Origin of the sequence: Ruminococcus sp. 1001136sp1, assembly GCF_039841815.1 — a bacterium.
In the GTDB taxonomy this organism is placed as follows: Bacteria; Bacillota; Clostridia; order Lachnospirales; family Lachnospiraceae; genus Blautia_A; species Blautia_A faecis.
In genome coordinates, this window is record NZ_JBDPGY010000016.1 from 26288 (window position 1) to 49943 (window position 23656).

27 protein-coding genes are annotated in these 23656 nt (G+C 43.2%); 23 read left to right on the forward strand and 4 right to left on the reverse strand.

From position 1 onward, the window contains the following. The first annotated feature begins 3 nt into the window (after positions 1-3). Positions 4-954 (forward strand): nickel transporter permease, encoded by a 951-nt coding sequence (nikC, locus tag ABHC48_RS14630; protein ID WP_243284611.1) that lies wholly within the window; start codon positions 4-6, stop codon positions 952-954. Here the strand turns inward: nikC and ABHC48_RS14635 are convergent. Continuing rightward, positions 951-1052, reverse strand: a complete 102-nt coding sequence (locus ABHC48_RS14635) for a DUF6783 domain-containing protein (protein WP_334285741.1) — start codon at positions 1050-1052, stop codon at positions 951-953. The two genes, nikC and ABHC48_RS14635, sit on opposite strands and share 4 nt — an antisense overlap. Between ABHC48_RS14635 and ABHC48_RS14640 the strand changes: the two genes are divergently transcribed. The 11 genes from ABHC48_RS14640 to ABHC48_RS14690 all read left to right on the forward strand — a co-directional run bounded on the left by ABHC48_RS14640 (position 1005) and on the right by ABHC48_RS14690 (position 11011). Further along, positions 1005-1136: a DUF6783 domain-containing protein gene (locus ABHC48_RS14640; RefSeq protein WP_334285742.1), complete on the forward strand. Its 132-nt coding sequence runs from the start codon at positions 1005-1007 to the stop codon at positions 1134-1136. The two genes, ABHC48_RS14635 and ABHC48_RS14640, sit on opposite strands and share 48 nt — an antisense overlap. 29 nt (positions 1137-1165) lie before the next feature. Then, positions 1166-2704 (forward strand): ABC transporter substrate-binding protein, encoded by a 1539-nt coding sequence (locus ABHC48_RS14645; protein WP_195700095.1) that lies wholly within the window; start codon positions 1166-1168, stop codon positions 2702-2704. A 100-nt stretch (positions 2705-2804) separates the two neighbouring features. Next, entirely contained in the window at positions 2805-3602 is a 798-nt protein-coding gene (locus ABHC48_RS14650) for an ABC transporter ATP-binding protein (RefSeq protein WP_272067063.1), read from the forward strand. Beyond that, a complete protein-coding gene (locus tag ABHC48_RS14655; protein ID WP_195700093.1) occupies positions 3599-4357 on the forward strand; it encodes an ABC transporter ATP-binding protein in 759 nt (252 codons plus the stop codon). Before ABHC48_RS14650 ends, ABHC48_RS14655 begins: the two co-directional genes overlap by 4 nt. Before the next feature lie 454 nt (positions 4358-4811). Beyond that, entirely contained in the window at positions 4812-6350 is a 1539-nt protein-coding gene (locus tag ABHC48_RS14660; RefSeq protein WP_195700092.1) for an ABC transporter substrate-binding protein, read from the forward strand. 96 nt (positions 6351-6446) lie between these two features. Further along, positions 6447-7460: an ABC transporter ATP-binding protein gene (locus ABHC48_RS14665; RefSeq protein ID WP_195700091.1), complete on the forward strand. Its 1014-nt coding sequence runs from the start codon at positions 6447-6449 to the stop codon at positions 7458-7460. Next, positions 7453-8343: an ABC transporter ATP-binding protein gene (locus ABHC48_RS14670; protein WP_195700090.1), complete on the forward strand. Its 891-nt coding sequence runs from the start codon at positions 7453-7455 to the stop codon at positions 8341-8343. Before ABHC48_RS14665 ends, ABHC48_RS14670 begins: the two co-directional genes overlap by 8 nt. A gap of 2 nt (positions 8344-8345) precedes the next feature. Further along, a complete protein-coding gene (locus ABHC48_RS14675) occupies positions 8346-9353 on the forward strand; it encodes an ABC transporter permease (RefSeq protein WP_195700089.1) in 1008 nt (335 codons plus the stop codon). Continuing rightward, on the forward strand, positions 9350-10249 hold the full coding sequence (locus ABHC48_RS14680) for an ABC transporter permease (protein WP_195700088.1): 900 nt from the start codon (positions 9350-9352) through the stop codon (positions 10247-10249). Before ABHC48_RS14675 ends, ABHC48_RS14680 begins: the two co-directional genes overlap by 4 nt. After that, positions 10246-10437: a hypothetical protein gene (locus ABHC48_RS14685; protein WP_195700087.1), complete on the forward strand. Its 192-nt coding sequence runs from the start codon at positions 10246-10248 to the stop codon at positions 10435-10437. Before ABHC48_RS14680 ends, ABHC48_RS14685 begins: the two co-directional genes overlap by 4 nt. After that, a complete protein-coding gene (locus ABHC48_RS14690; protein ID WP_195700086.1) occupies positions 10418-11011 on the forward strand; it encodes a 50S ribosomal protein L25 in 594 nt (197 codons plus the stop codon). The genes ABHC48_RS14685 and ABHC48_RS14690 overlap by 20 nt, the downstream gene beginning before the upstream one ends. Before the next feature lie 171 nt (positions 11012-11182). Here ABHC48_RS14690 and ABHC48_RS14695 read toward each other — a convergent pair whose 3' ends face one another. Together ABHC48_RS14695 and ABHC48_RS14700 are read right to left on the reverse strand one after the other, a co-directional pair. After that, on the reverse strand, positions 11183-12085 hold the full coding sequence (locus ABHC48_RS14695; protein WP_347505751.1) for a selenium metabolism-associated LysR family transcriptional regulator: 903 nt from the start codon (positions 12083-12085) through the stop codon (positions 11183-11185). A 57-nt stretch (positions 12086-12142) separates the two neighbouring features. Further along, on the reverse strand, positions 12143-13306 hold the full coding sequence (locus tag ABHC48_RS14700) for an aminotransferase class V-fold PLP-dependent enzyme (protein WP_195379197.1): 1164 nt from the start codon (positions 13304-13306) through the stop codon (positions 12143-12145). A 169-nt stretch (positions 13307-13475) separates the two neighbouring features. On the opposite strand from ABHC48_RS14700, the gene yedE reads away from it, so the two are divergent. The 8 genes from yedE (at position 13476) to ABHC48_RS14740 (ending at position 19962) form a co-directional block, all read left to right on the forward strand. Further along, positions 13476-14555, forward strand: a complete 1080-nt coding sequence (gene yedE, locus ABHC48_RS14705) for a YedE family putative selenium transporter (RefSeq protein WP_195700085.1) — start codon at positions 13476-13478, stop codon at positions 14553-14555. A gap of 91 nt (positions 14556-14646) precedes the next feature. Then, the gene (locus tag ABHC48_RS14710; RefSeq protein WP_148461112.1) at positions 14647-14853 is read left to right on the forward strand and encodes a sulfurtransferase TusA family protein; all 207 of its coding nucleotides are present in this window, start codon (positions 14647-14649) and stop codon (positions 14851-14853) included. After that, positions 14853-15095, forward strand: coding sequence for a DUF3343 domain-containing protein (locus tag ABHC48_RS14715; RefSeq protein WP_148461113.1), 243 nt, complete (start codon positions 14853-14855; stop codon positions 15093-15095). The genes ABHC48_RS14710 and ABHC48_RS14715 overlap by 1 nt, the downstream gene beginning before the upstream one ends. 31 nt (positions 15096-15126) lie before the next feature. Beyond that, positions 15127-15765, forward strand: coding sequence for a DUF3786 domain-containing protein (locus ABHC48_RS14720; RefSeq protein ID WP_173718159.1), 639 nt, complete (start codon positions 15127-15129; stop codon positions 15763-15765). 261 nt (positions 15766-16026) lie between these two features. Next, positions 16027-16794, forward strand: a complete 768-nt coding sequence (locus tag ABHC48_RS14725) for an ABC transporter ATP-binding protein (protein ID WP_173716048.1) — start codon at positions 16027-16029, stop codon at positions 16792-16794. Beyond that, the gene (locus ABHC48_RS14730; RefSeq protein WP_195700084.1) at positions 16787-18808 is read left to right on the forward strand and encodes an ABC transporter permease; all 2022 of its coding nucleotides are present in this window, start codon (positions 16787-16789) and stop codon (positions 18806-18808) included. The genes ABHC48_RS14725 and ABHC48_RS14730 overlap by 8 nt, the downstream gene beginning before the upstream one ends. A gap of 121 nt (positions 18809-18929) precedes the next feature. Beyond that, entirely contained in the window at positions 18930-19655 is a 726-nt protein-coding gene (locus ABHC48_RS14735; RefSeq protein WP_118578175.1) for an AzlC family ABC transporter permease, read from the forward strand. Then, positions 19645-19962, forward strand: a complete 318-nt coding sequence (locus ABHC48_RS14740) for an AzlD domain-containing protein (RefSeq protein ID WP_118578176.1) — start codon at positions 19645-19647, stop codon at positions 19960-19962. Before ABHC48_RS14735 ends, ABHC48_RS14740 begins: the two co-directional genes overlap by 11 nt. Positions 19963-20005: 43 nt before the next feature. Here the strand turns inward: ABHC48_RS14740 and dapF are convergent, their stop codons facing one another. After that, entirely contained in the window at positions 20006-20860 is an 855-nt protein-coding gene (gene dapF / locus ABHC48_RS14745; protein WP_187565067.1) for a diaminopimelate epimerase, read from the reverse strand. Positions 20861-21196: 336 nt separating this feature from the next. Between dapF and ABHC48_RS14750 the strand changes: the two genes are divergently transcribed. From ABHC48_RS14750 to ABHC48_RS14760, 3 genes are all read left to right on the forward strand, one after another. Beyond that, positions 21197-21976, forward strand: a complete 780-nt coding sequence (locus tag ABHC48_RS14750; RefSeq protein ID WP_173718157.1) for a transporter substrate-binding domain-containing protein — start codon at positions 21197-21199, stop codon at positions 21974-21976. Positions 21977-22217: 241 nt separating this feature from the next. Then, positions 22218-22910, forward strand: coding sequence for an amino acid ABC transporter permease (locus tag ABHC48_RS14755; RefSeq protein ID WP_118578179.1), 693 nt, complete (start codon positions 22218-22220; stop codon positions 22908-22910). Continuing rightward, the gene (locus ABHC48_RS14760) at positions 22900-23646 is read left to right on the forward strand and encodes an amino acid ABC transporter ATP-binding protein (protein WP_270413264.1); all 747 of its coding nucleotides are present in this window, start codon (positions 22900-22902) and stop codon (positions 23644-23646) included. Before ABHC48_RS14755 ends, ABHC48_RS14760 begins: the two co-directional genes overlap by 11 nt. Positions 23647-23656 lie beyond the last annotated feature (10 nt).

The window sequence follows — 23656 nt, forward strand, 5'->3', positions numbered from 1 at the left end:
GAGATGAAGGATAAAATGCAGATTAAAGTATGTAGTGGAGAAGCTTCCACAAAAAATGAACAGAGCAAGAATGCTGAAGGGAAGAATGCGCAGAATAAAAATGGGGAAAAGTCAGTAACTGTACGTGTTCAGAAGATAAAGAAAAACCATATAAAACAGAAGCTGATTTTTTTCTTTATATTGGCAATCGGACTTGTAATCGTGGCGCTTTTTTCAGAACGTCTCTGTCCATATGATCCATACGCCCAGGATTTGTCCAGTGCCCTTCAGCCTCCAAGTATGGCCCATCCAATGGGAACAGATACATATGGAAGGGATATGCTTTCGCGTGTGATCAGTGGAGCGAGGGCAAGTATTTTTTCCACATTTATACTGGTAGCTGTGATTTCCATATTTGGAACGGCAGTAGGTGTATGCTGTGGATTTTATGGTGGAATTATTGATTCCGTAATGATGCGGATTTCAGACGTCTGTCTTGCATTTCCTGGTCTGGTATTTGCCATGGCAATCGCTGCTATCCTTGGCGGGGGAATTCAGAATGCGATTATTGCGCTGGCGGTGATCAGCTGGCCGAAATATTCCCGTATTGCAAGAAGCCAGACACTGGCGCTGAAGAATGAACCCTATATTCATGCGGCAATCCTTGCCGGCGATAGTTCCTGGCAGATTATGCTAAGACATATTCTTCCCAATATGATGGGGCCTGTTCTGGTAACTGCCATGCTGGATATCGGAACCATGATGATGGAGCTGGCAGGACTTTCCTTTCTGGGACTGGGAGCCCAGATTCCTACAGCTGAGTGGGGAAGTATGATGAGCAGCGGCAGAAGTATGATCCAGACCTATCCGTGGGTTGTATTGTCACCGGGAATTGCCATTTTTATTTCAGTTGTTATTTTTAACCTGTTAGGAGATACCGTCCGGGATTATCTGGATCCGAAGAATAGTCACTAAGAGCCTGTTTGAAAAATCATTCCTGCAATCTGCACGCCCCACTTTGCGGTATATTCTGCCCTCTTTCGGTTGGCGTAGCCCACTACGCCGCCCTCAATCGGACAAAATCTCCCACAAATTGTGACGCACATCTTGCAGAAAGCCTTTTTCAAACACGCTCTAAGAGAAAAAATATTTTCTAATAAATTAATACAAAATGAGGAGGACAAACATGAAAACGAAGAAAATTTTTGCAGCATTATTGACTCTTGGCTTAAGTGTAAGCCTGACAGCAATGCCTACACTGGCAGAGGACAAGAAAACATTTGTATTTGGAGATACCACATTTAATGCGGAAAATGAGGAAGCAGATATCAATCCACAGAATACCTATGCTGGATGGGCATGTATCCGTTATGGTATTGGAGAGACATTATTCCGTTATTCTGATACTATGGAAATCGAGCCATGGATTGCCAAGGAATATGAAAATATTGATGACCTGACCTGGAAAATCACCTTAAATGACGGCGTTGTATTTTCCAATGGACGTGCCTGTGATGGAGAGGCCGTAAAGGAATGTCTGGAATCCCTGATTGCAAACCATGAGCGTGCAGCTGGTGACCTTTGCATTGACACCATTGAAGCAGATGGAAATACCATTACCATTAAGACTACAGAACCGAAACCGGCGCTGATCAATTATTTAAGTGATCCTTACGGATGTATCATTGATGTGCAGGCAGGAATCACAGACAATGGAATTGTAATTGGTACCGGCCCTTATGTAGCAACGGATCTGGTGACGGATGATCATCTTACCCTTGTAAAGAATGAGAATTACTGGAATGGTGATGTAAATATTGATGAGATTACAGTTCGTACCATTTCTGATGGAGATACACTGGCATTTGCCCTTCAGGCAGGTGAGATCAATGCTGCTTATGGTATGGCATATGCAAGCTATCCCCTGTTTGAAAATGATGATTATACATTTTCCAGTACTGCAACCAGCCGTGCATTTTATGCATGGATGAACTTTGAAAGCCCGGTAACCTCTGATCCGGCTGTTCGTAAGGCAATTGCAATGGGAATCGACAAAGACAGTTTCGTATCTGTACTTTTAAATGGCTATGGATATCCGGCTGTAGGAGCCTTCCCGGATACCTTCTCTTTCGGTGGCCAGAATCTGACTACGGAAAGCTATGATCCGGATGGGGCGAAAAAGGTATTAGAGGATGCAGGCTGGGTAGATTCCGATGGTGACGGAATCCGTGAAAAAGATGGTCAGAAGCTTGTGATCCGCTGGCTTACCTATCCAAGCCGTCAGGAGCTTCCTCTTCTTGCGGAAGCTGCACAGGCAACACTGAAAGACATTGGTATGGATGTACAGGTAAATTGTACTTCTGATAACAATACCATCCGTAAAGATCCTACTTTATGGGATGTATATGCAAGTGCCATGGTAACAGCACCTACAGGAGATCCACAGTACTTCTTTACTTCCTGTGCGCTGGACGAGTCTGTTTCCAATAACGGACATTATCATAGCGATAAGCTGGAAGAACTGGCAGCTGAAATAGAGACAGAATTTGATGTGGACAAACGTGCAGAGCTTGGAATCCAGATGCAGCAGACCGTTCTGGATGACAACGCATATGTATTCTGCTCTCACCTGAGAATGAGTATGATTTCTCAGTCTAATGTAACCGGATTGGTTGCACATCCATGTGATTACTATGAGCTGACAGCAGATCTTGATATTAACTAAAAGGATAAATCAGTAAGCAGCTATTAAAAAAAATAAACGGAGCGGATTTTCAGAGTAGACAAGAATTAATAGCATGACAGAAAAAGGAGAAGACCTTAAAGTGAATGAAAACGAAATACTGACCTACGATTCTGTGGAAATATCATTTGGTGGAAAAGCAGTGGTTCATGATGTGAGTTTCTCCTTGAAACCAGGTGAGATTCTGGGGCTTGTAGGAAAGTCTGGCAGTGGAAAAAGTACATTGATCAAGGCTGCCATGGGACTTCTTGGAGCAGACGGACTTGTGACAAGAGGTGATATCTGCTATAAAGGACAGAATATCCTGGATATTCCGGAAAAGGAAAAAAGAAATATCCGGGGAGCTGAAATTGGAATGATCTTTCAGGATGCCGGGGCTTCCCTTTGTCCGATCCGTACAATTGGAGAACAGATTTATGAAAGCATACGTGCCCACAAAAAGGTTACCCGGGCAGAAGCCAAAGAACAGGCAATGGAGTTATTTGAAAAATTAAATTTCAAAGACAGTGAGAGAGTCTGGGACAGTTATCCCTTTGAATTGTCCGGGGGAATGAATCAGAGGGCAGGAATTGCCATTGCCATGCTGATGAATCCTCCCATATTGTTTGCGGATGAACCTACCAGTGCCCTGGATGTAGCAGTGCAAAGGCAGGTAGTAAATGAAATGCTCCATTTAAGAGACCTTTTCGGAACTGCAATCGTGATCGTAACCCATGATATCGGAGTGGTCAGTGCGATGGCAGATACCGTGCTGGTTTTGAAAAATGGTGAAGTACAGGAATATGGAGCTGCCCGTGAAATTCTTGAAAATCCGCAGAAACCATATACAAAGAAGCTGCTTGCAGCAGTACCAAAACTGCAAAGAGGAGAACGGATATGAGTGTTCTTTTAGAAGCGGAGCATTTGACAAAAATATTTTTGCAAAAAGGCAAAGAACCATTTCAGGCGGTTTCTGATGTGAGCTTCACTCTTGCAAGTGGAGAAACACTGGGAATCGTAGGAGAGTCTGGTTCTGGGAAAAGTACGTTGGCAAAAATGCTTACACGTTTGTCGGATATCAACAGTGGAACCTTAAAATTTGAGGGCAAAAATATCACGAAGCTGAAACCAAAAGAGTTAAAACCTATATATGGGAAAATCCAGATGGTATTTCAGAATCCCACAGGTTCTTTTGATCCAAGAAAAACTCTGGAGGACGGAATTGGAGAGAGTCTGAGAAACCGTGGAATGAAAAAAGCTGAGATAGAAAAAAGAGTAGGAGAGCTGTTGGAACAGTGCGGCCTGGACAGAGCATTTGCAAAGCGGTATCCACATGAGGTAAGTGGTGGACAGTGTCAGCGTGCAGCGATTGCCCGGGCTCTGGCTGTGCAGCCTCAGATTCTGATCTGTGACGAAGCCACAAGTGCTCTGGATGTTACCATACAGAAGCAGATTATGGAGCTGCTGGGAGAATTGAAAGAAAAGCATGGCTTGTCTTTTATTTTCATCTGTCATAATCTGGCACTGGTTCAGATGTTCTGTGATAAGGTGCTGGTTTTAAGTGAAGGAAAAGTAGTGGAAAGCGGAACGCCGGATGACATTATTAACCATCCGAAGGATCCCTATACCAGGATGCTGGTAGAAGCTGTATTTTAAAATTTATTTATTTTCCATGATACAGAGTGCGTTTGAAAATCTTTTAACAAGTGTGGACGAATTCGAAAGTGGAAAAAAAGGTATTCCAATATAGTGATTTTACATGCAAAATGAGAATGGGTAAATATCCCCCCTGGGAGCTTGTGGCAAATCTTATATCTGTTAAAATAAGTTTAGCAGAAAGGCAAAGAAAGCCAGAAATGCGAATTCTTATACATAGTTACATGTAAGACCTCCACTAATTATTACATGTAAGATTTTCTTTGGAAAACAGTTGTAAGTCTTGTCACTTATGACTGCTTTTCTTTTAGGTAAAAATGAGGCATCTAGGTGGAAAGGATTTGTTACGGAACAAAAAGTGGACAGTAAGACAGAGGTTACTGAGAAGGTAGGGAAAAGCGTTTGGGGCTGTAAGTATATTCTGCAACAACCAAAAAAGGAGAGGTAGACGACTATGAAAAGAAAAGGAATCATTGGGCTGTTGTTGATCGGAACAATGCTCATTACTCCAACCACCGCTGCATTTGCAGAAGAGAACAATGAAACACTGGTATACGGAAGCGGAGATTATACCAGAATCAATCCGGCCATGGATGAACATGGCGAGATCAATATTATGATTTTTAACGGATTGACAGCGCATGACGGAGACAATCAGGTGGTTCCGGGACTGGCTAAGAGCTGGGACTATGACGAAGAAACCTGTACTTATACTTTCCATCTTGAAGAAGGTGTAAAATGGCATGATGGGGAACCATTTACTGCTGATGATGTAAAATTTACCATTGAAGCGATCATGGATCCGGAGAATGGTTCTGAAAATGCGCCAAACTACGAAGATGTAGAAGAAATTACAGTTGTTGACGATCATACAGTATCTTTTAAACTGGATGCGCCGAATGTTGCATTTCTTGACTACATGACCATGGCTGTGCTTCCAAAGCATCTTCTGGAAGGGGAAGACATGCAGACTTCTGATTTCTTCCGTAATCCGGTAGGTACCGGTCCATATAAGCTGGAAAGCTGGGAAGAAGGACAGGCGATCACTTTGGTAAAGAATGAAGATTATTTTAAAGGTGAGCCTAACATTGATACAGTAGTGTTCAAAATCGTGACAGATGACAATGCAAAAGCATTGCAGCTGAAATCCGGCGAGTTGGATCTGGCCTTGCTGACACCAAAGGATGCTGCTACTTTTGCAGATGATGAGGCATATACCTGCTATGATATGAAAACATCCGATTACAGAGGAATTCTGTTTAATTTCTGGAACGAGTACTGGCAGAAAAACAAAGACCTGATTCCGGCTGTGTGCTATGGAATTGACAGACAGGCGATTGTAGATGCGGTTCTTCTTGGACAGGGAATGACTGCATATGGACCACTTCAGCGTAATATTTACAATGATGAAAATGTAGAACATTACGATTATGATCCGGAAAAAGCAAAATCCGTTCTGGAAGAGGCTGGCTGTGAAATGGGAGATGACGGATTCTATTATCGTGATGGGGAAAAAGTTGGATTTGTGATCAGTGTTGGTGCAGGAGACCAGGTTCGTGTAGATATTGCACAGATCGCAGCACAGCAGCTTCAGCAGATCGGTATGGATGTGACTGTTGAAATTCCGGCACAGGTTGACTGGGGCGGACAGATGGCATATCTGATCGGATGGGGAAGCCCGTTTGATGCAGATGACCACACTTACAAGGTTTTTGGCACAGATAAAGGTGCAAACTATTCCGGATATTCCAATGAGCTTGTGGATAAGTACCTGACAGAAGCACGTCAGTCTGATGATCCGGAAGTACGAGCAGAAGCTTATGACAAGTTCCAGGAAGAGCTGGCAAAGGATCCTGCATTTGCGTTTATCTGCTATATTGATGCGAACTATGTAGCGGAGGCAGATATTCAGGGAATTGATCCAGATACCATCATGGGACATCATGGTGTTGGAATCTTCTGGAATGTGGCGGACTGGACAATCACAGACTAATCTGCAATTGGTTGAAAAGCGAAAGAATTTATGAGGAAAGGGGCAGTAGCGAAAGAAAATTTGCTGCCCCTTTCTTTCAGCGTAAAGAGGAACAAAATGGAAAACGTATTAGAAGTCCGAAATCTGTCAGTTAGTTTTGACAGTCCAAAAGGAGAAGTACAGGCAGTAAGGGATGTTTCTTTTTCTTTACACAAAGGAGAAGTTCTGGCAATTGTAGGAGAATCCGGCTGTGGAAAAAGTGTTCTGTGCAAGAGCATTATGAAGCTGCTCCCCAAAACTGCCAGAATAAAAGAGGGCAGTATCCGGGTTATGGGAACAGACATTACCGGATATAAAGAGAAAGAGATGCAGAAAATCCGTGGAAAAAAGTTTTCCATGATTTTCCAGGATCCTATGACATCATTAAATCCCACTATGAAAATAGGCCAGCAGATTGCAGAGGCAATTCTGATTCACGATAAAAGAAAAACAAAAGAACAGGTTTATAAAAAAGTATTGGAACTGATGGAGCTGGTTGGAATTGAACATGCACAGGAGCGCTATCATTCTTATCCCTACAATTTTTCCGGAGGAATGAGACAGAGAAGTGTTATGGCCATTGCACTGGCTTCTGATCCGGATATTTTATTTGCAGATGAGCCTACAACGGCGCTGGATGTGACGATTCAGGCCCAGATCCTGGATCTTCTTGGAGAAATACAGAAGAAAATGGGGACGTCTACCATTTTGGTATCCCATGATCTTGGAGTAGTTGCAAGGACTGCAGACCGGGTGGCGGTTATGTATGCGGGGAAAATCGTAGAAATTGGAACAGCAGAAGAAATTTATTATGATCCGAGGCATCCTTATACCTGGGGACTTATGCAGTCTCTGCCCTATTTTTCCAGGGGGAAAGAAAATCTTTATACTATTCCCGGAATGCCGCCATCTTTGTTAACCCCACCTAAGGGCGATGCCTATGCCTGCAGAAATGAATATGCCCTTGGAATTGATTATGAGGAAATGCCGCCTATGTTTCAGATTACGGATACCCATTATGCAGCTACCTGGCTGTTAGATAAAAGGGCACCACAGATTATCCCGCCTGTAGGAGGAAAAAAAGTTGAATGAGGAAGTTTTAGTTGAGGTAAAGCATCTGACACATCGCTTTCATCTGACAAAAAAAGCGGTTATCCGTGCAGTAGATGATATTTCTTTCCAGATTTATAAAGGGGAAGTGTTCGGACTGGTGGGAGAATCCGGATCAGGGAAATCAACGGCGGCAAGATGTCTTATGAATATTTATCAGCCTTCTGAAGGAGAAATAAGGTATCGGGGAATAAATATCTGTGATAAAAAAGAATTTAAGGCGAACCGGAAGCTGCTTCAGACAAAACGGCAGATGATTTTCCAGGATTCTGCTTCCAGTCTGAATCAGAGAATGAAGGTCGTGGATATTATTCAGGAACCTATGAAAATCAATCATATTGTGCCCCCCAGGGGGACTGGGAGGCAGGAGGCTGAATTTCAGATGCGGTATGTAGGTCTGGATAAGAGCTTCCTGGACCGTTATCCTTCTGAATTATCAGGAGGACAAAGGCAAAGGGTTGCCATTGCAAGAGCTCTTAGCATGGAACCGGAATTTCTGGTGGCAGATGAGCCGGTAGCTTCTCTTGATGTTTCTATTCAGGCCCAGGTGATTAATCTTTTCCGGCATTTACAGAAGGAACATGGTTTTACCTTTTTATTTATCGCACATGATCTGGCTATGGTGGAATTTCTGTGTGACAGGGTTGGAGTGATGTATCATGGAAAAATTGTAGAGCTTGGACCAGTTAAGGAGGTTTTTGCAAATCCCCAGCATGGATATACCAAAGCTCTTCTGTCTGCAATTCCTATCCCGGATCCTGTCCGGGAAAGAAAGAGGAAAATACAGATCTATCAGGAGAACGATGTTAAGAACGGAAGTTTACAGGAAATCTCTCCTGGACATTTTGTATGGAAGGAGCTGTGAAGATGAGAAAACGTAATCCGTTTCTGTATTTCGGAAAAAAAACAGCTGTTTTTTTGCTGAGCGTCCTGATTTTGTCCATTGTAGTGTTTTATGTGGCGCGCCTTGCACCTGGGGATCCGCTGATTTCCTATTATGGAGACCGGACGGAAAAGATGAGTCCAAAGGAACGGGAGTGGGCCATGGAAAAGCTGGGACTGAACGAGCCGATTCATGTGCAATATGTAAAGTGGCTGGGAAATGCTTTTCATGGAAATTTCGGGATTTCTTTCAAGTATAAGCAGGATGTCCTGGAGGTGATCAGTGGACGAATCGTAAATACTTTGCTGCTTGGGGGAATCGGATTTCTATTTATTTTTGTCGGTTCTCTTCTGGTTGGAATTTTTTGTGCATGGAATGAAGAGCGGTGGATTGACCGTATTTTGTGTAAGCTTGGAACCATATCCAGCTGCATCCCGGAATTCTGGTTTTCAATTGTATTGATTCTGATTTTTGCAGTAACCTTGCGGATTCTGCCAAGCAGCGGAGCCTACTCCACAGGAAAAGCGGGAGACATCTGGGATAGAATCCGTCATCTGATTCTGCCGCTTACCATTGTTATACTGGAACATCTCTGGTACTATGCCTACATGATACGCAACAAGCTCCTGGAAGAAGTAAGGGCAGAGTATGTGCTTCTGGCGAAATCAAAAGGAGTAAAGAAGAAAAATATACTTTTTAAGCATTGTCTGCGGAATGTGATGCCTGCCTATCTGAGTATTATGGCAATTGCAGTTCCTCATGTCCTGGGAGGTACTTTTGTAGTGGAAAGTGTATTCTCTTATCCTGGAATTGGCGCTTTGTCCTATGAGAGTGCAAGATATCATGATTATAACCTGCTGATGCTGTTATGTATTATGTCCGGTATTCTGGTGATTTTCTGCAATATGCTCAGCCAGATCATAAATGAGCATATTGATCCGCGGATGAAGGCAAATGAGGTAACAGAAATGTCGGAGGTGACAGAATCATGACAGATCGTTCTTTTGAAATTGTAGGGGCGTGTAAGAATGAAGAACAGAATGCTCTGCCTAAAAAGTCTGCTTTCAAAAAAATGTTTGAGGGAAAACCAGTTTTATCTGTAATTATTTTGGGCGGGATTCTTCTGGGCTGTTTGTGTGCAAAATGGATCATGACAAAGGATCCGACTTATATGGACCTTCTGAATTATAATAAGGCACCTGATGGGGAATTCCTGTTTGGAACAGATACTATGGGAAGAGATATTTTTTCCATGATCTGGTACGGCGGCAGAATTTCGCTGATCATTGGTGTGCTGTCAACGGTTATTTCTGTTTTTATAGCAATTCTGTTAGGGGCATTTAGCGGCTTATCCCCACAGTGGCTGGATAATCTGCTTATGCGCTTTACAGAAATTTTTCTCAGTATTCCTTCTTTGCTGCTGGTTGTTCTGTTACAGGCAATTCTGGGAAAAGCCAATGTTCTAAGTCTTTCGCTGGTAATCGGACTGACTAGCTGGACCAGTATTGCCAAGGTGGTGCGTACAGAGGTGCGGCAGATTCGAAACAGTGAATATGTAATTGCATCCAGATGTATGGGAGGCGGCTTTTTTCATATTTTGTGGAAACATCTGGCACCAAATTTCATATCGACCATTATGTTCATGGTAATTATGAATGTGCGAAGTGCAATCATTTCAGAGTCTACTTTGAGCTTTATGGGAATTGGTCTTCCGGTTGAGGTGATTTCCTGGGGAAGTATGCTGTCACTTTCCGAAAAGGCGTTGATGACAAATTCCTGGTGGATCATTGTGATTCCGGGAGCCTTCTTAATTGTGACCTTATTGTGCCTGACAAATATTGGAAATTATATGCGGAAGAATGTGAACCGGAAGGAAAGTAATCTGTGATTTTGGAGGAAAATTTCACAAAAAAATCCGTCAAAAAAATTTTTATTTGGTTAATCATAATCGGAACAGGTGACTATAATAAGGGACGTAAAAAGAAAAAAGAAGTACTTAACAAAACCTCTTTGTTGAAGGCTGCTAAGCGTTTCAGAATTTTGGAGGAAAAGATAAATGAATACTTTAAAAGCTGAAAAAAGAAGCATGGATGTCAAAGCAAAGAAATTAAGAAGAGAAGGATTTGTAACAGGTAACCTGTTCGGCAGAGAAATTGAAGGTTCCATTCCCCTTAAGTTTACTAAGAAAGAAATTGAAGTTCTGTTGAAAAACAACAATAAAGGAAGCCAGGTAATGCTGGAACTGGATGGTAAAACCTATGATGCGCTGATCAAGGAAGTTGATTATAATCCACTTGCACATACAGTAGAGGAAGTTGATTTCCAGGCACTGGTAAGCAATGAGATGGTTCATTCCACTGCTGAGATCATTCTGGAAAATGAAGAGAAAGTTCTGTCCGGTGTTCTGCAGGATGAGTTGAAAGAGGTTGCATACAAAGCACTTCCGGCAGATCTGGTTGACAAGATCAAGGTTGATGTCGCTGGTATGAAGATTGGTGATACGCTTCGTGTGAAAGACCTTGAAATCGCCAAGAATAAGAATATCCACATCACAACTGATCCGGAAGCAGTTGTCGCAACTGTAACACCAGTTCACAACGTAGTTCCGGAGACTGAGACAGAGGCTGAAGAGACTGCTGAGGAGAAATAAGCTGGCAGCAGTTGGTGAAAGTGAATTTTGAATATGTGTGAATGAAATGGGAAGCTGTTCACTGGGAAATTGGTGGGCAGCTTCCTTCTTTTGATTTTGAAAATAACTTAAAAAAATAATTTTTAAAAAAAGGCCTTTAGATTTTTTCAAAAAAGGCACACAGCAGTTATATTACTGGTAAAAACCCTTTACAAATTTTAGAAACTGCTTTACATGTGGCTTTAGAATGCGGTTTTTACTATAGGCAATGTAGAAAGTTCGCATGGCTGTCTCATGATTCAGCGGAAACATGAGAATCTGGTGTGTGTCAGCAAGATCCTTTGCGGAGCAGGCAGAAAGGATAGAAATGCCAAGTCCGCCAGCTACAGATTTGCGGATGGCTTCCAGATCATTCATTCTGGCCACAATATGCAGAGCGGTGTCCGGAATATTATGCATTTCCAGATACCGGTCAATTTCCTTCTTTGTACCAGAGCCGGTTTCCCGCATGATGAAAGGCTCCTGAAGAAAATCAGCAAAGTTAAGAGTACCGGAGGCTGCTTTTTGTTCATATTGGAGATAGTGCTCATTCACAGGTGTTGCGATCACAAGCTTATCCTGACAAAATGGAATGAAACAGCAGTCTGGCTCGTCGAAGGTATTTCCAATGAGGGCCATATCCACGCTGCCGTCCAGAACCCTTGCCACAGCGCCAAGACTGTCAGATTGCCAGGAGTGGAAGTATACGTCCGCAATCTGGCTGGTAAAGGCACTGAGGATTTCCGGTAAAAGATAGGAAGAGGGAATGGTGGAAACGGCCAGGTCAATGATTTTTTTATTTTGTCCGGTAAATTCTTCTATAATATTGCTGCGCATGTTCAGCATATTGGAAGCGCAGTCGTAAAGCTGCAGTCCTCGTTGCGTGATAGTCAGCTTCTTGGTGGTACGGATCAGTAAACGCGAGTTCAATTCCTGTTCCAGGGAATTGATGTGGGCACTGATGGTGGGCTGGGTCAGATTCAGCTGGTGGGCGGCTTCGGAGAAGCTTTTATTTTCGACTACGGCTACGAAGGCCTCTAATTGTTTAAATTCCATAAGGTAAAAATACTGGTTCCTTTCTCAAAGACTAATTAAGGGTTACTAATGCTGAATTTATAAGTCTAAAATTTTCTTTAATCCCTGGATGGCAAAATCCAGCTCATTCTTTGTATTTTCCGGTCCAAAGGAGAACCGGATAGTTCCGGCAGGATAAGTACCAAGCGTCTTGTGGGCGTTTGGAGCGCAGTGGAGTCCGACTCTGGTCATAACACCATACTCATTGTCCAGCTGCCACGCCACCTGTGACATGTCGATTTCTGGTGTCTGGATCGAAACAACTGCATTTCGGTCAGTGAGATCTTTTTTTCCAATAATACGGATATGTCTGCCAGTATCGTCCAGTGCCTGCAGCTGTTCCAGAAAATAACCAGTGAGAGACAATTCTTTTTCATTTATCGCCTGCAAAGAATGCGTTTTCAAGAACAAAAGTGCTTCATGCAGTCCATAAATTCCAGGCAGATTAGGTGTCCCGGATTCAAAGCGATCCGGCATAAAATCCGGAATTTCTTCCGTATGAGATACACTTCCGGTACCGCCGGAAATCAGTGGTTCCATTTGTTCTGCCAATTCCTGGGAAACCAGGAAACCACCTGTCCCTTGTGGTCCCCGAAGTCCTTTATGTCCGGTAAAAGCTAACGCGTCAATATGCATTTTGTCCATATTAATTGGTACGATCCCAGCCGTCTGTGCAGAATCCACAACAAAATAAAGCTGGTGCCTCTGACAGATTTCCCCAAGGGCATCAAGGGGCATCCTGGTTCCGCATACATTGGAAGCATGTAAAGTGACAATAGCTTTCGTCTCAGGGCGGATCAGTTCTTCTACTTTTTCCAGAATCATAGAGCCGTCCGTTCTGCAAGGAATCCGGTCAAAGGAAATCCCTAAGGAAGCCAGCTGTACTACAGGTCTCATAACTGCATTGTGCTCCATGGCGGATACCAGAATATGGTCTCCTGGTTTTAAGAATCCTTTTAAAATAAAATTGAGACTGGTGGTGACATTCGGTGTAAAAATTACATTTTTGCATTTGGAAAAGTGGAAAAGTTCTGCCAGCAGCTGGCGTGTCTCATAAATAACTTCTTCTGCTGAGTAAGCACTGGAGTAGCAGCCGCGGTTCACGTTAACTCCGTTCATAGTCAGGTAATCCATCATAGCTTGTGCCACACCTGGAGCCTTTGGAAAAGAGGTGCTGGCCTGGTCGAGGTAAATTCGGTTCATGATTATATCCTTTCGCTTGGAAAATGGTTATTTAATATATCTATAATACCACGATTTATCGACAATATCTATAAATACTTAAAATAATCCCACATAATCAATTAGAGTTTTCTGACAAAAAATGCTAAAATAGAGGAAAGATTTGACAGTTATCTAAGGAGGAAAGAGTATGAAAGAAACATTGTCAAAGAAAGAAACACCCATAATCATCGGAGCCGGTGTCATCATCGGAATCATTGCAGTGGCTCTGGTATATTTCGGAAACCCTGCAAATATGGGCTTCTGCATTGCCTGCTTCCTGCGTGATACTTCAGGAGCACTGGGATTCCACAGTGCAGCTGCGGTTCAGTACATCCGCCCGGAAATTGTAGGACTGGTACTTGGCTCCTGCATTCTTGCTCTTGCAACCAAAGAATTTAAGCCAAGAGGCGGCTCCGCACCTGTTACCCGTTTTGTGATCGGAATGTTCGTTATGATCGGCTGTCTGATGTTCCTTGGCTGCCCATTCCGCATGATCCTTCGTCTGGCTGGCGGCGATTTCAACGCCATCTTTGGTTTGATCGGATTTATTGCTGGAATCCTTGCCGGAGTATTTTTCCTGAAAAAAGGCTATACTCTGAAACGTTCCTATAAAATGCAGCCGGTTGAAGGCGGCATTTTCCCAGTAGTGGAAATCGGAATTCTTCTGCTTCTTATTGCAGCACCTGCATTCATCCACTTCACAGAAGCTGACGGTGGTCCTGGAGCAAAGCATGCTGCAATTGCAATCTCCCTGATCGCAGGGCTTCTGGTAGGTGCACTTGCACAGAGAACCCGCCTGTGTATGGTTGGAGGAATCCGTGACGTGGTACTGTTTGGAGAGTGGAAGCTGCTTCTTGGATTTATTGCAATTCTGGTAAGTGCGTTGGTCGGAAACATGATCCTGGGATATTTTAATCCAGGATTTGCAGGACAACCTGTCGCACATACAGATGGTCTTTGGAATGCACTTGGAATGGCGCTTGCAGGATTTGGCTGTGTCCTTCTTGGAGGCTGCCCGCTTCGTCAGCTGGTTCTGGCTGGTGAAGGAAACACAGACTCCGCCATCACAGTATTTGGTCTGATGGCTGGTGCAGCTGTAGCACATAATTTCGGACTGGCATCTTCTGGAGAAGGCCCGACTGCAAATGGCAAGATCGCTGTTGTGATCGGTTTTGTGGTTCTGATCGTGATTGCGACAGTAAATTCCATGCGTAAGAATGAAGCGTGAAGTTGATTAAGGACGCTCATTTATAGTATATCTGTGTAAACAGACAATTCCGTTTAGTTGAAATAATGAAAAATCTAAGGAGATTAAGTGTATGAAAACAATAGATGCAAGAGGGCTTTCCTGCCCGGAACCTGTGATCCGTACTAAGAATGCGCTGGCATCCGGTGAGAAGGCATATACGGTAATGGTAGATAACGTAACAGCCAAAGAAAACGTATCCCGTTTCGCCCTGCATCAGGGATATAAGGTGTCTGTAAAAGAGGATGGGGAAGACTTTGTCCTCACTCTTGAGAAATAATGGGAGATTACATAGCCACATTTTTTTCCCATTTTGGAGCTATGTCTTTCAAGAAAAAATGTGAGAAAGAGGGATATCCGGCTACGATCATGCCGGTGCCAAGGAATTTAAGCTCTTCCTGCGGAACCTGCGTGAAATTCACAGGGGAAGCACAGACTGCGCAAAACTGGAACTCCGATGAAGTGGAGCAGCTGGTAAAAATACTTGAAACAGGAAGCTTTCAAGTTATATGGCATAGCTAAAGGTAAATAGAGAATAAGAGGAGAATGTGTTATGCCAGAAAACAGGCAGTCTAATTATGACCAGGTAATCGAGAACTGGAGATTGAAATTCCTGGAAATGGATCAGGAGGAACTGATTCGCAAATTTCAGCTGGAAGCTGATGAGGAGTTTCTTTATATCATCTACTTTTCAAAAAGATTTCGAATTGACCGAAAAAACGGATTCATTACAGAAGATGGGAAAAGCCCTGGATTTGATACGGTGATGAATATTTATAATACGTTTTACTATTCAGCAGCTCATCCTGTGGCATCGGGCAATCTGGTGGCTTTTCGCCAGGTGAAGAGAGTGTATCCTTTTGAGGCTGCTTACAGAAGGACGATTATTTTTAGGCTGCAGGAGCTTTTCGCCGGGAAAACAGAAGAATTAAGAAAAGCCTGTGAGGCTCTTGGGGGAACTTTGCTTCCTCAGGGAGATGTGGGGTATGTGCTTCCGGTATTTCCTTTTTTGAATATTGCAGTTTTGTTCTGGGATAAGGATGAGGAATTTGAAGCACAGGCAAACATGCTTTTTGATTCGGAAATCACAGAGTTCATGCATGAGGAAAACGTAGTGTGTGTGGCGGCGGACGCGGTGTATTATCTTACATTGGCTGCCGGAATGACGCCAGAGAAGATATATGCCCAATAGGGGATTATAATATAAAAAAGGTCGTATATGTCAGCGGCCTTTTTATATTGCAAAAAATACTGACCAAATCTTCTATATCATAAAGAGTTTTGCCAGATGAAATTTTTTTCTTGCAAACTTTATGTGACAACCTTACAACATTGTAAGATTCTGCCTGCATTTTGTAATCTGATTCGATGGCAGCAAGTGACTTTTTTAAGTATACTGTTTTTTGCAAGGAAGCGTATGAAAAAGCTCATTGATAAAGGAGAGGAGTAAAAAATGTCATTACTTGAAGTTACAAATCTGAAAAAAATATATACCACCCGTTTTGGCGGAAATAAGGTGCAGGCATTGACCAATGTGAATTTTTCTGTGGAAAAAGGTGAATTTGTTGCAATTATGGGAGAAAGCGGTTCCGGAAAAACTACACTTCTGAATATTCTTGCAACACTGGATAAACCTACTTCCGGAGACGTACTTCTGGATGGAAAAAGCCTGGGACACCTTTCTGATAAGGAGATTTCTACATTTCGAAGAAAAAATCTGGGCTTTGTGTTCCAGGATTTTAATCTTCTTGATACCTTCAGCCTGAGGGATAATATTTATCTGCCGCTGGTGCTGGCAGGTGAAGATTACCGGGAAATGGGGCAGAAAATCCGTCCTATTGCACAGGCTCTTCATATTTATGAGCTGCTGGAAAAATATCCTTATGAGGTCTCTGGAGGACAGAAACAAAGATGTGCAGTTGCCAGGGCTCTGATCACACAGCCGCGCCTGGTCCTTGCGGATGAACCCACAGGGGCTCTCGATTCCAAGGCTGCAAATGCTCTTCTGGACGTTTTCGGAGAGATAAACAGACAGGGCCAGACCATTCTCATGGTTACTCACAGCGCCCAGGCAGCCAGCCGGGCATCCAGGGTTCTGTTCATAAAAGATGGTGAAGTTTTCCACCAGATCTATCGCGGCGAGAAAACAAAAGAGGAGATGTACCAGATGATTTCCGATACCTTAACCATTTTGATGACGGGCGGTGAGTATCATGCGTAAGGGATTTTTTGCCAGGCTGGCAGTTGTAAACATCCGAAAAAACAAACAGATCTATGTGCCCTATATTCTGGCGTGTCTGTTCAATGTGGCAATGCTGTATATGATGCTTTTTATCAATCATAATGCAGGAATGAAAACGATCCGTCACAGTGGTGACGTGTTGATGATCACGACTATGGGAGTTGGCGTTATTGTTATTTTCTCCTTTATTTTCCTGTTGTACAGCAACAGTTTCCTCATGAAAAGAAGACAAAAGGAACTGGGACTTTACAACATTCTCGGTTTGGAAAAGAAGCATATCAGCAGGGTTATGATGCTGGAGAATCTGTTTAGTGCCTTGATCAGTTTTGTTGGCGGAATCCTTGTGGGAATTCTGGGAAGCAAGCTGGCGCTTCTGCTGCTCTTGAAACTGATCAAGGTTCCGGCGTCCTTTGGGTTCGAAGTCAGCGTTCCGGCAATCAGAATATGCCTGGAAGTGTTTGGAGCTATTTTTGTTTTGATCCTTCTGGTAAATATCAGGAAGGTTTACAAAACAAACCCGATTCAGCTTCTTCAGGCACAAAATGCAGGGGAAAAGGAACCAAAAGCAAAATGGCTGATGGCGGTTGCTGGTTTTATCTGTCTGTTTATCGGATATTATATTGCCATTACCACAGAGTCACCTCTTTCGGCGCTGGCGCTGTTCTTTGTGGCAGTGGTTCTGGTAATGGCAGGAACGTATCTTCTTTTTACAGCAGGAAGTATTGTGGTGCTCAAAGTTCTGCGCTGGAATAAGAAATTTTATTATAAAACCAAGAATTTTACTGCTGTTTCCGGTATGCTGTACCGCATGAAACAAAATGCAGTTGGACTTGCAAGTATCTGCATTCTGAGCACAGGCGTACTTCTGATGATCTCTTCTACGGTGTGCCTGAATTCCGGACTGGATGATATTATGAACAAACGCTGTCCGGCGGATGTGAATGTGCTGTACCGGGGAAATTCTTATGAAGATCTGGAAAAAATGAGAGAGAAATTACTGGGAAAAATTGAAAACCAGGTTTCTTATGAGAAAATTAACACCGAAATTGCTTTTTCATCTACGCTTGTGGGAAGCGAAGATGGGAGCTGGAAATTTGCAAATGTTGATGGGAGTTCCCTTATGGCAATGCCAGCCTCATTGGAAACCCTTACCGTGGTTCCACAGGAAGAGTATGCCAGGGTTACGGGAGAAGAGATTTCCCTTGCGCCAGGTGAAGTTCTTGCTTACCACAATGGAAAAACAGACGGTGAGACTCTGGAGATTCATAACAAGGTTTACCAGGTGAAAGAATGGCTGAAAAATTACCAGTATGTGGGAGATAATTTTTCTTCTATGGATTCTTTGAAGCTGGTTGTAAATGACGAAGACTTTTTTGCTTTGTTTTTGCAGCAGGAGAAAGTTTATCAAAGTGCAATGTCTCTGATGGAACTGGAAACGGATGTGTATCTGTCTGGAAGTGAAGAAGAAAAATATGCATCTGCCACCAAAGTAAGCGATCTTGCAGCGGAGCTTCTGGATTCCGAAAAAGCAGCTGGAACTATAGAAGTGGGAATGAACTACAATACTATAAAACAGGATCTGTATAACAGTTTTTACAGTATGTTCGGTGGAATTTTGTTCCTTGGAATTTTCCTTGGACTGCTGTTCCTGATGGGGGCGGCCATGATCATTTACTACAAGCAGGTTTCAGAGGGCTATGAGGATAAGGAACGGTTCGAGATCATGCAGAAGGTGGGCATGACTCATAAAGAGGTGAAATCTTCCATTCACAGACAGATCCTTATGGTATTTTTCCTTCCTCTTGGAATGGCAGCACTGCATATTGCTATGGCATTTCCTATGGTAAAGAGACTGCTGGCGCTGTTTAGCATGACAAACAGCGGTTTGTTTGCCAGATGCACGGTGGTGACATTATTGGTGTTTGCTTTGGTTTATGGCGTGATTTATGGGCTGACAGCGAAGGTTTATTACAAGATTGTAGAGAGAAAGTGAGAATACAAGGGATAATAGTTGAATTTATTAGTGTAAAGTGCTACAATGAGAGAGCCTGGGAGGCCAAAACTGTTTCCCAGGCTCTTTGCGTGACTACAGAAGAAACCGGAGGAAATCTCTCATGAAAAAAGAGAGCTTTAAACAAGGAATTACAGATGGAATCCCCATTGCCCTGGGGTATCTGGCTGTTTCCTTTACGTTTGGTATGATGGCGGTGCAGGGCGGACTGTCTATCTGGCAGGCGGTCTTGATTTCTTTGACGAATCTTACGTCAGCGGGACAATTTGCAGGTCTTGATATTATCATAGCAGGAGGTTCCTTATGGGAAATGGCACTTACTCAGCTGATTATCAATCTGAGATACTGTCTGATGTCGTTTTCCCTTTCACAGAAGCTAAGACGTGATGAAACTTGGGGGCATCGTTACGGAGTTGCATTTGGCGTAACAGATGAGATATTCGGAGTCAGTGCCAGTAAACCGGGGAAAGTCAGTGCGTTTTATAATTATGGTGTAATGAGTGTAGCAATCCCGGGATGGACCATTGGAACCCTGCTTGGAGCTATTTCAGGAAGTATTCTTCCTGATTTTATTATGAGTGCACTTGGAGTTGCCATTTATGGAATGTTTTTGGCTGTCATTATTCCGCCATCCAAGAAAAACAAAGCAGTGCTTCTGGTTGTTCTTGGAGCAATGGCAGTGAGCGCATTATTTGCCTGGGTTCCTGTATTATCGAAAGTCTCATCCGGATTTGTGATTATTATTACTACAATTCTGGTAGCCGGACTGGCAGCATGGCTTTGCCCGGTTGATGAAGAAAATGCCAAGGAGGAAGCTCATGAAGCCTAATGTTTATATTTATATCCTGGTTATGGCTGGCGTTACATATTTGATCCGTATGCTGCCATTGGCATTGGCGAAAAAGGAGATTACCAATCCTTTTATAAAATCATTTCTGTTTTATGTGCCCTATGCCTGTCTGGCAGCTATGACGTTTCCGGCGATTTTGTCGGCAACGGCAAGTGTAATTTCAGCTGTAGTGGGATTTGTAGTGGCGCTGATTGCAGCGTACAAAGAGAAGAGTCTGCTGACTGTGGCGCTTCTTGCCTGTGGTGCAGTATTTATTGTAGAAAGAATAATGGCCTTTGCAGTGTAAGCATTACAAAATGCCTACGGTCCGCAAGGGCCTTTTTATTGAGTCATTCTCCAAGAAATCCCAGATCAATTTCCCCATCAAATACAGTAGTCGCCGGACCAGTCATATAAACCTGATCGTCATTTTCGTCCCAGAAAATATTAAGATCGCCACCAAGAAGCTTCACGGTAACCGGCTGATCACGGTCAACCAGCCCGTTCAAAATAGAAGCAACTGCAACTGCGCAGGCACCTGTTCCACAAGCCAGAGTCTCACCGGAACCGCGCTCCCAGACTCTCATCTGGACAGTGTGTCGGTCGATGACTTTTACGAATTCGGTATTGACGCGGTCAGGGAAATTTATATGGTTTTCAAAAGATGGACCGATCTTTTCGATTTCCAGCCCGTCTACGTCATCCATGTATACGATGGCGTGAGGATTTCCCATGGAAACAGCTGTAAAGTGATAAATCTGTCCGTCTACTTCAATAGGGGCATTTACGACCTGCTCAGACTCAGATACAACTGGAATCAGAGAAGCCTGAAGAATAGGGGCGCCCATATTGACCTTTACCATACTGACTTTTCCGTCACGGATAGAAAGATCCAGATATTTCACGCCGCTTTTGGTCGCTACGCTGATACTGGTCTTGTTTACAATGCCGTAATCGTAAGCATACTTGGCTACACAGCGGATGCCATTGCCGCACATAGCACCCTGGGAACCATCCAGGTTGTACATATCCATCTCACAGTCTGCAATGTCAGACGGCTTAATCAGAATCAGTCCGTCTGAGCCAATTCCAAAATGTCTGTCACTCACAAATTTGGCAACTGCTGATGGATCTTTCACAGTTTCTTTAAAACAGTTCACATATACATAATCGTTGCCGATACCATGCATTTTTGTAAATTTCATAACAAATACCTCCTGTTTGGGCGGTTAACGCCTTGGTCATTCAATTATTTAATTACTCCACACAAATCATATCATAACACAGATCTGTTATCAAAAAGTGAATTTTTCCAAATAATGACAAAGAAGTTGGGGAAATTTATGGAAACTCTTGCATTTTTCCCAAAAGCTGATAAAATGAGGAAAAGATAGATGAATGAATATGCAGAAAGCATGAATAATTATGTCCCCATCTTGTGAAGTCGGTTGTTGTGGAAGAAATAAACAGCAACAGCTTACTATGTGGATGAAGATATAAGGAACTGGTTCTGTATATGAGATTAAGAGGAGGAAAAGAATATGAAAAAATTAGTAGCTCTTGCACTTGGCACAGTAATGGCAGTTTCCATGACTGCTGGCGTATCTGCTGCAACTGTTGAGTCAAAGGATGATCTTAAGAATGCAACAATCGGTGTACAGCTTGGTACAACCGGTGATATTGAAGCTAGTGAATATGAGGCTGACGGAGCAACTGTTAAGCGTTACAGCAAAGGAAGCGAAGCAATCCAGGCACTTATGGCCGGTCAGATTGACTGTGTGATCATCGACTCACAGCCAGCTCAGAAATTCGTTGAGAATGCAGACGGACTGAAGATCCTGGACGAGCCATTTGTTGAAGAAGAGTATGCAATCTGCCTGAAGAAAGGCAATGATGAGCTTCTTGACAAGATTAACGGCGCATTAAAAGAACTGAAAGAGGACGGAACTGTTGATGATATTATGAACAACTACATCGGTGATAACATTGGCGAGACACCATATGAGTCTCCGGAAGATGTAGACCGTTCCAACGGAACTCTTGTAATGGCAACAAACGCTGAGTTCGAGCCATATGAGTATCGTGAAGGTGATGAGGTTGTTGGTATCGACGCTGATATTGCACAGGCAATCTGTGATAAGCTTGGATATGAGCTTGAGATCGACGATATGGAGTTTGATGCAATCCTTGCCGCAGTACAGTCTGGAAAAGCTGATTTCGGTGCTGCCGGAATGACCGTTACAGAGGATCGTCTGGAGAGTGTTGATTTCACAGACACCTATGCAAATGCAAGCCAGGTTATCATTGTAAAAGCTGACTGATAGAAATAATACAGCATAAGCTGTCAGAGAAGTGTGAGTCACCTAGATGAATGCTGTTTGGGAAAAGCTTGGAATGTATAAGCTTTGGATACAGGCAGATCAAGGTGACTCATACTAATGTTACTGACTGAAAGAATGAAAACAGCCAGCATACAGTTCTGGCAGCTTTTCCTATATGGAATGGTGCCGAAAGAGAAGCAGGCACTGCACCATTAGATAAGCAAATAAAAAGGGAAATAATATGTTTGAAAAATTTGGACACGATTTTTATATCAATTTTATAAAAGATGACAGATACACCTGGCTGCTGGATGGTTTGAAAAATACCATGATCATCACAGTTTTCGCCCTGTTGATCGGTATCTGTATCGGTTTTCTGGTGGCAATTATCCGTTCTTCCCACGATAAATCCGGGAATTTTAAAATTGCCAACTCCATCTGCAGAGTTTATCTGACTGTGATCCGTGGAACACCTACTGTGATCCAGCTTCTGATCATGAACTTTGTAGTTTTTGGTTCTGTAAGCGTCAATGAGATTCTGGTAGGAAGTCTGGCATTTGGTATCAACTCAGGTGCCTACGTTGCGGAGATCGTCCGTTCCGGAATCATGTCAATTGACCAGGGACAGACAGAGGCAGGACGTAGCCTGGGACTTAATTTTACCCAGACCATGCGTCTTATTATCATTCCACAGGCGTTTAAGAATGTGCTTCCTGCACTGGTAAATGAGTTTATCGTGCTGATCAAGGAAACTTCTATTATCGGTTACATCGGAATGATGGACCTGACCAAGGGTGCAATGCTGATCCAGAGCCGTACCTACAATGCTTTTATGCCTCTTCTGGCAGCAGCTGCAATTTATCTGATCGTGGTCATGGTACTGACCTTCTTTATGAATAAACTGGAGAGGAGACTGAGAACCAGTGAGCGTTGATAAGAGTAAAGTTTTGATCCAGGTACAGGATCTGAAAAAAGCGTTTGGATCCAATCAGGTTCTGGATGGAATTTCCACAGATATTTGTCAGGGCGAGGTTGTTGCCATTATCGGACCATCTGGCTCTGGTAAATCTACTTTCCTTCGTTCTCTCAACCTTCTGGAGGAGCCTACAGGAGGTAAAATCCTGTTTGAAGGAACAGATATCACAGATCCCAAGGTTGACATAAATCGACATCGTCAGAAGATCGGAATGGTTTTCCAGCAGTTTAATCTGTTTCCACACAAGACGGTAAAGCAGAATATTATGATGGCACCGGTTGCCCTGAAACTGATGACAAAGGAAGAGGCTTCCAGACGTGCGGACGAGCTTCTTGCCCGTGTGGGACTTCCAGATAAGGCAAATGCTTATCCGGATATGCTTTCCGGTGGTCAGAAGCAGCGTATTGCCATTGCAAGATCCCTTGCCATGAATCCGGATGTTATGCTTTTTGACGAGCCTACTTCTGCACTTGATCCGGAGATGGTTGGAGAGGTTCTGGAGCTGATGAAAGAGCTTGCAAAGAGCGGCATGACTATGGTTGTAGTTACTCACGAGATGGGATTTGCAAGAGAGGTTGCAACAAGAGTTTTATTTATTGATGACGGCAAAATTCAGGAACAGAATGCGCCGAAGGAGTTTTTTGAAAATCCGCAGAATCCGCGATTGAAGGAGTTTTTGTCTAAGGTTCTGTAAAAAGAAAAAA

Coding starts and splice junctions, on each gene's coding strand:
- ABHC48_RS14680 (WP_195700088.1), top strand. CDS start 9,350: ATGACAGATCGTTCTTTTGAAATTGTAGGGGCGTGTAAGAATGAAGAA.
- ABHC48_RS14700 (WP_195379197.1), bottom strand. CDS start 13,306: ATGAACCGAATTTACCTCGACCAGGCCAGCACCTCTTTTCCAAAGGCT.
- ABHC48_RS14735 (WP_118578175.1), top strand. CDS start 18,930: ATGAAAAAAGAGAGCTTTAAACAAGGAATTACAGATGGAATCCCCATT.
- ABHC48_RS14725 (WP_173716048.1), top strand. CDS start 16,027: ATGTCATTACTTGAAGTTACAAATCTGAAAAAAATATATACCACCCGT.
- ABHC48_RS14660 (WP_195700092.1), top strand. CDS start 4,812: ATGAAAAGAAAAGGAATCATTGGGCTGTTGTTGATCGGAACAATGCTC.
- ABHC48_RS14730 (WP_195700084.1), top strand. CDS start 16,787: ATGCGTAAGGGATTTTTTGCCAGGCTGGCAGTTGTAAACATCCGAAAA.
- ABHC48_RS14675 (WP_195700089.1), top strand. CDS start 8,346: ATGAGAAAACGTAATCCGTTTCTGTATTTCGGAAAAAAAACAGCTGTT.
- ABHC48_RS14645 (WP_195700095.1), top strand. CDS start 1,166: ATGAAAACGAAGAAAATTTTTGCAGCATTATTGACTCTTGGCTTAAGT.
- ABHC48_RS14750 (WP_173718157.1), top strand. CDS start 21,197: ATGAAAAAATTAGTAGCTCTTGCACTTGGCACAGTAATGGCAGTTTCC.
- yedE (WP_195700085.1), top strand. CDS start 13,476: ATGAAAGAAACATTGTCAAAGAAAGAAACACCCATAATCATCGGAGCC.
- ABHC48_RS14720 (WP_173718159.1), top strand. CDS start 15,127: ATGCCAGAAAACAGGCAGTCTAATTATGACCAGGTAATCGAGAACTGG.
- ABHC48_RS14740 (WP_118578176.1), top strand. CDS start 19,645: ATGAAGCCTAATGTTTATATTTATATCCTGGTTATGGCTGGCGTTACA.
- ABHC48_RS14655 (WP_195700093.1), top strand. CDS start 3,599: ATGAGTGTTCTTTTAGAAGCGGAGCATTTGACAAAAATATTTTTGCAA.
- dapF (WP_187565067.1), bottom strand. CDS start 20,860: ATGAAATTTACAAAAATGCATGGTATCGGCAACGATTATGTATATGTG.
- ABHC48_RS14695 (WP_347505751.1), bottom strand. CDS start 12,085: ATGGAATTTAAACAATTAGAGGCCTTCGTAGCCGTAGTCGAAAATAAA.
- ABHC48_RS14710 (WP_148461112.1), top strand. CDS start 14,647: ATGAAAACAATAGATGCAAGAGGGCTTTCCTGCCCGGAACCTGTGATC.
- ABHC48_RS14755 (WP_118578179.1), top strand. CDS start 22,218: ATGTTTGAAAAATTTGGACACGATTTTTATATCAATTTTATAAAAGAT.
- ABHC48_RS14665 (WP_195700091.1), top strand. CDS start 6,447: ATGGAAAACGTATTAGAAGTCCGAAATCTGTCAGTTAGTTTTGACAGT.
- nikC (WP_243284611.1), top strand. CDS start 4: ATGAAGGATAAAATGCAGATTAAAGTATGTAGTGGAGAAGCTTCCACA.
- ABHC48_RS14690 (WP_195700086.1), top strand. CDS start 10,418: ATGAATACTTTAAAAGCTGAAAAAAGAAGCATGGATGTCAAAGCAAAG.
- ABHC48_RS14715 (WP_148461113.1), top strand. CDS start 14,853: ATGGGAGATTACATAGCCACATTTTTTTCCCATTTTGGAGCTATGTCT.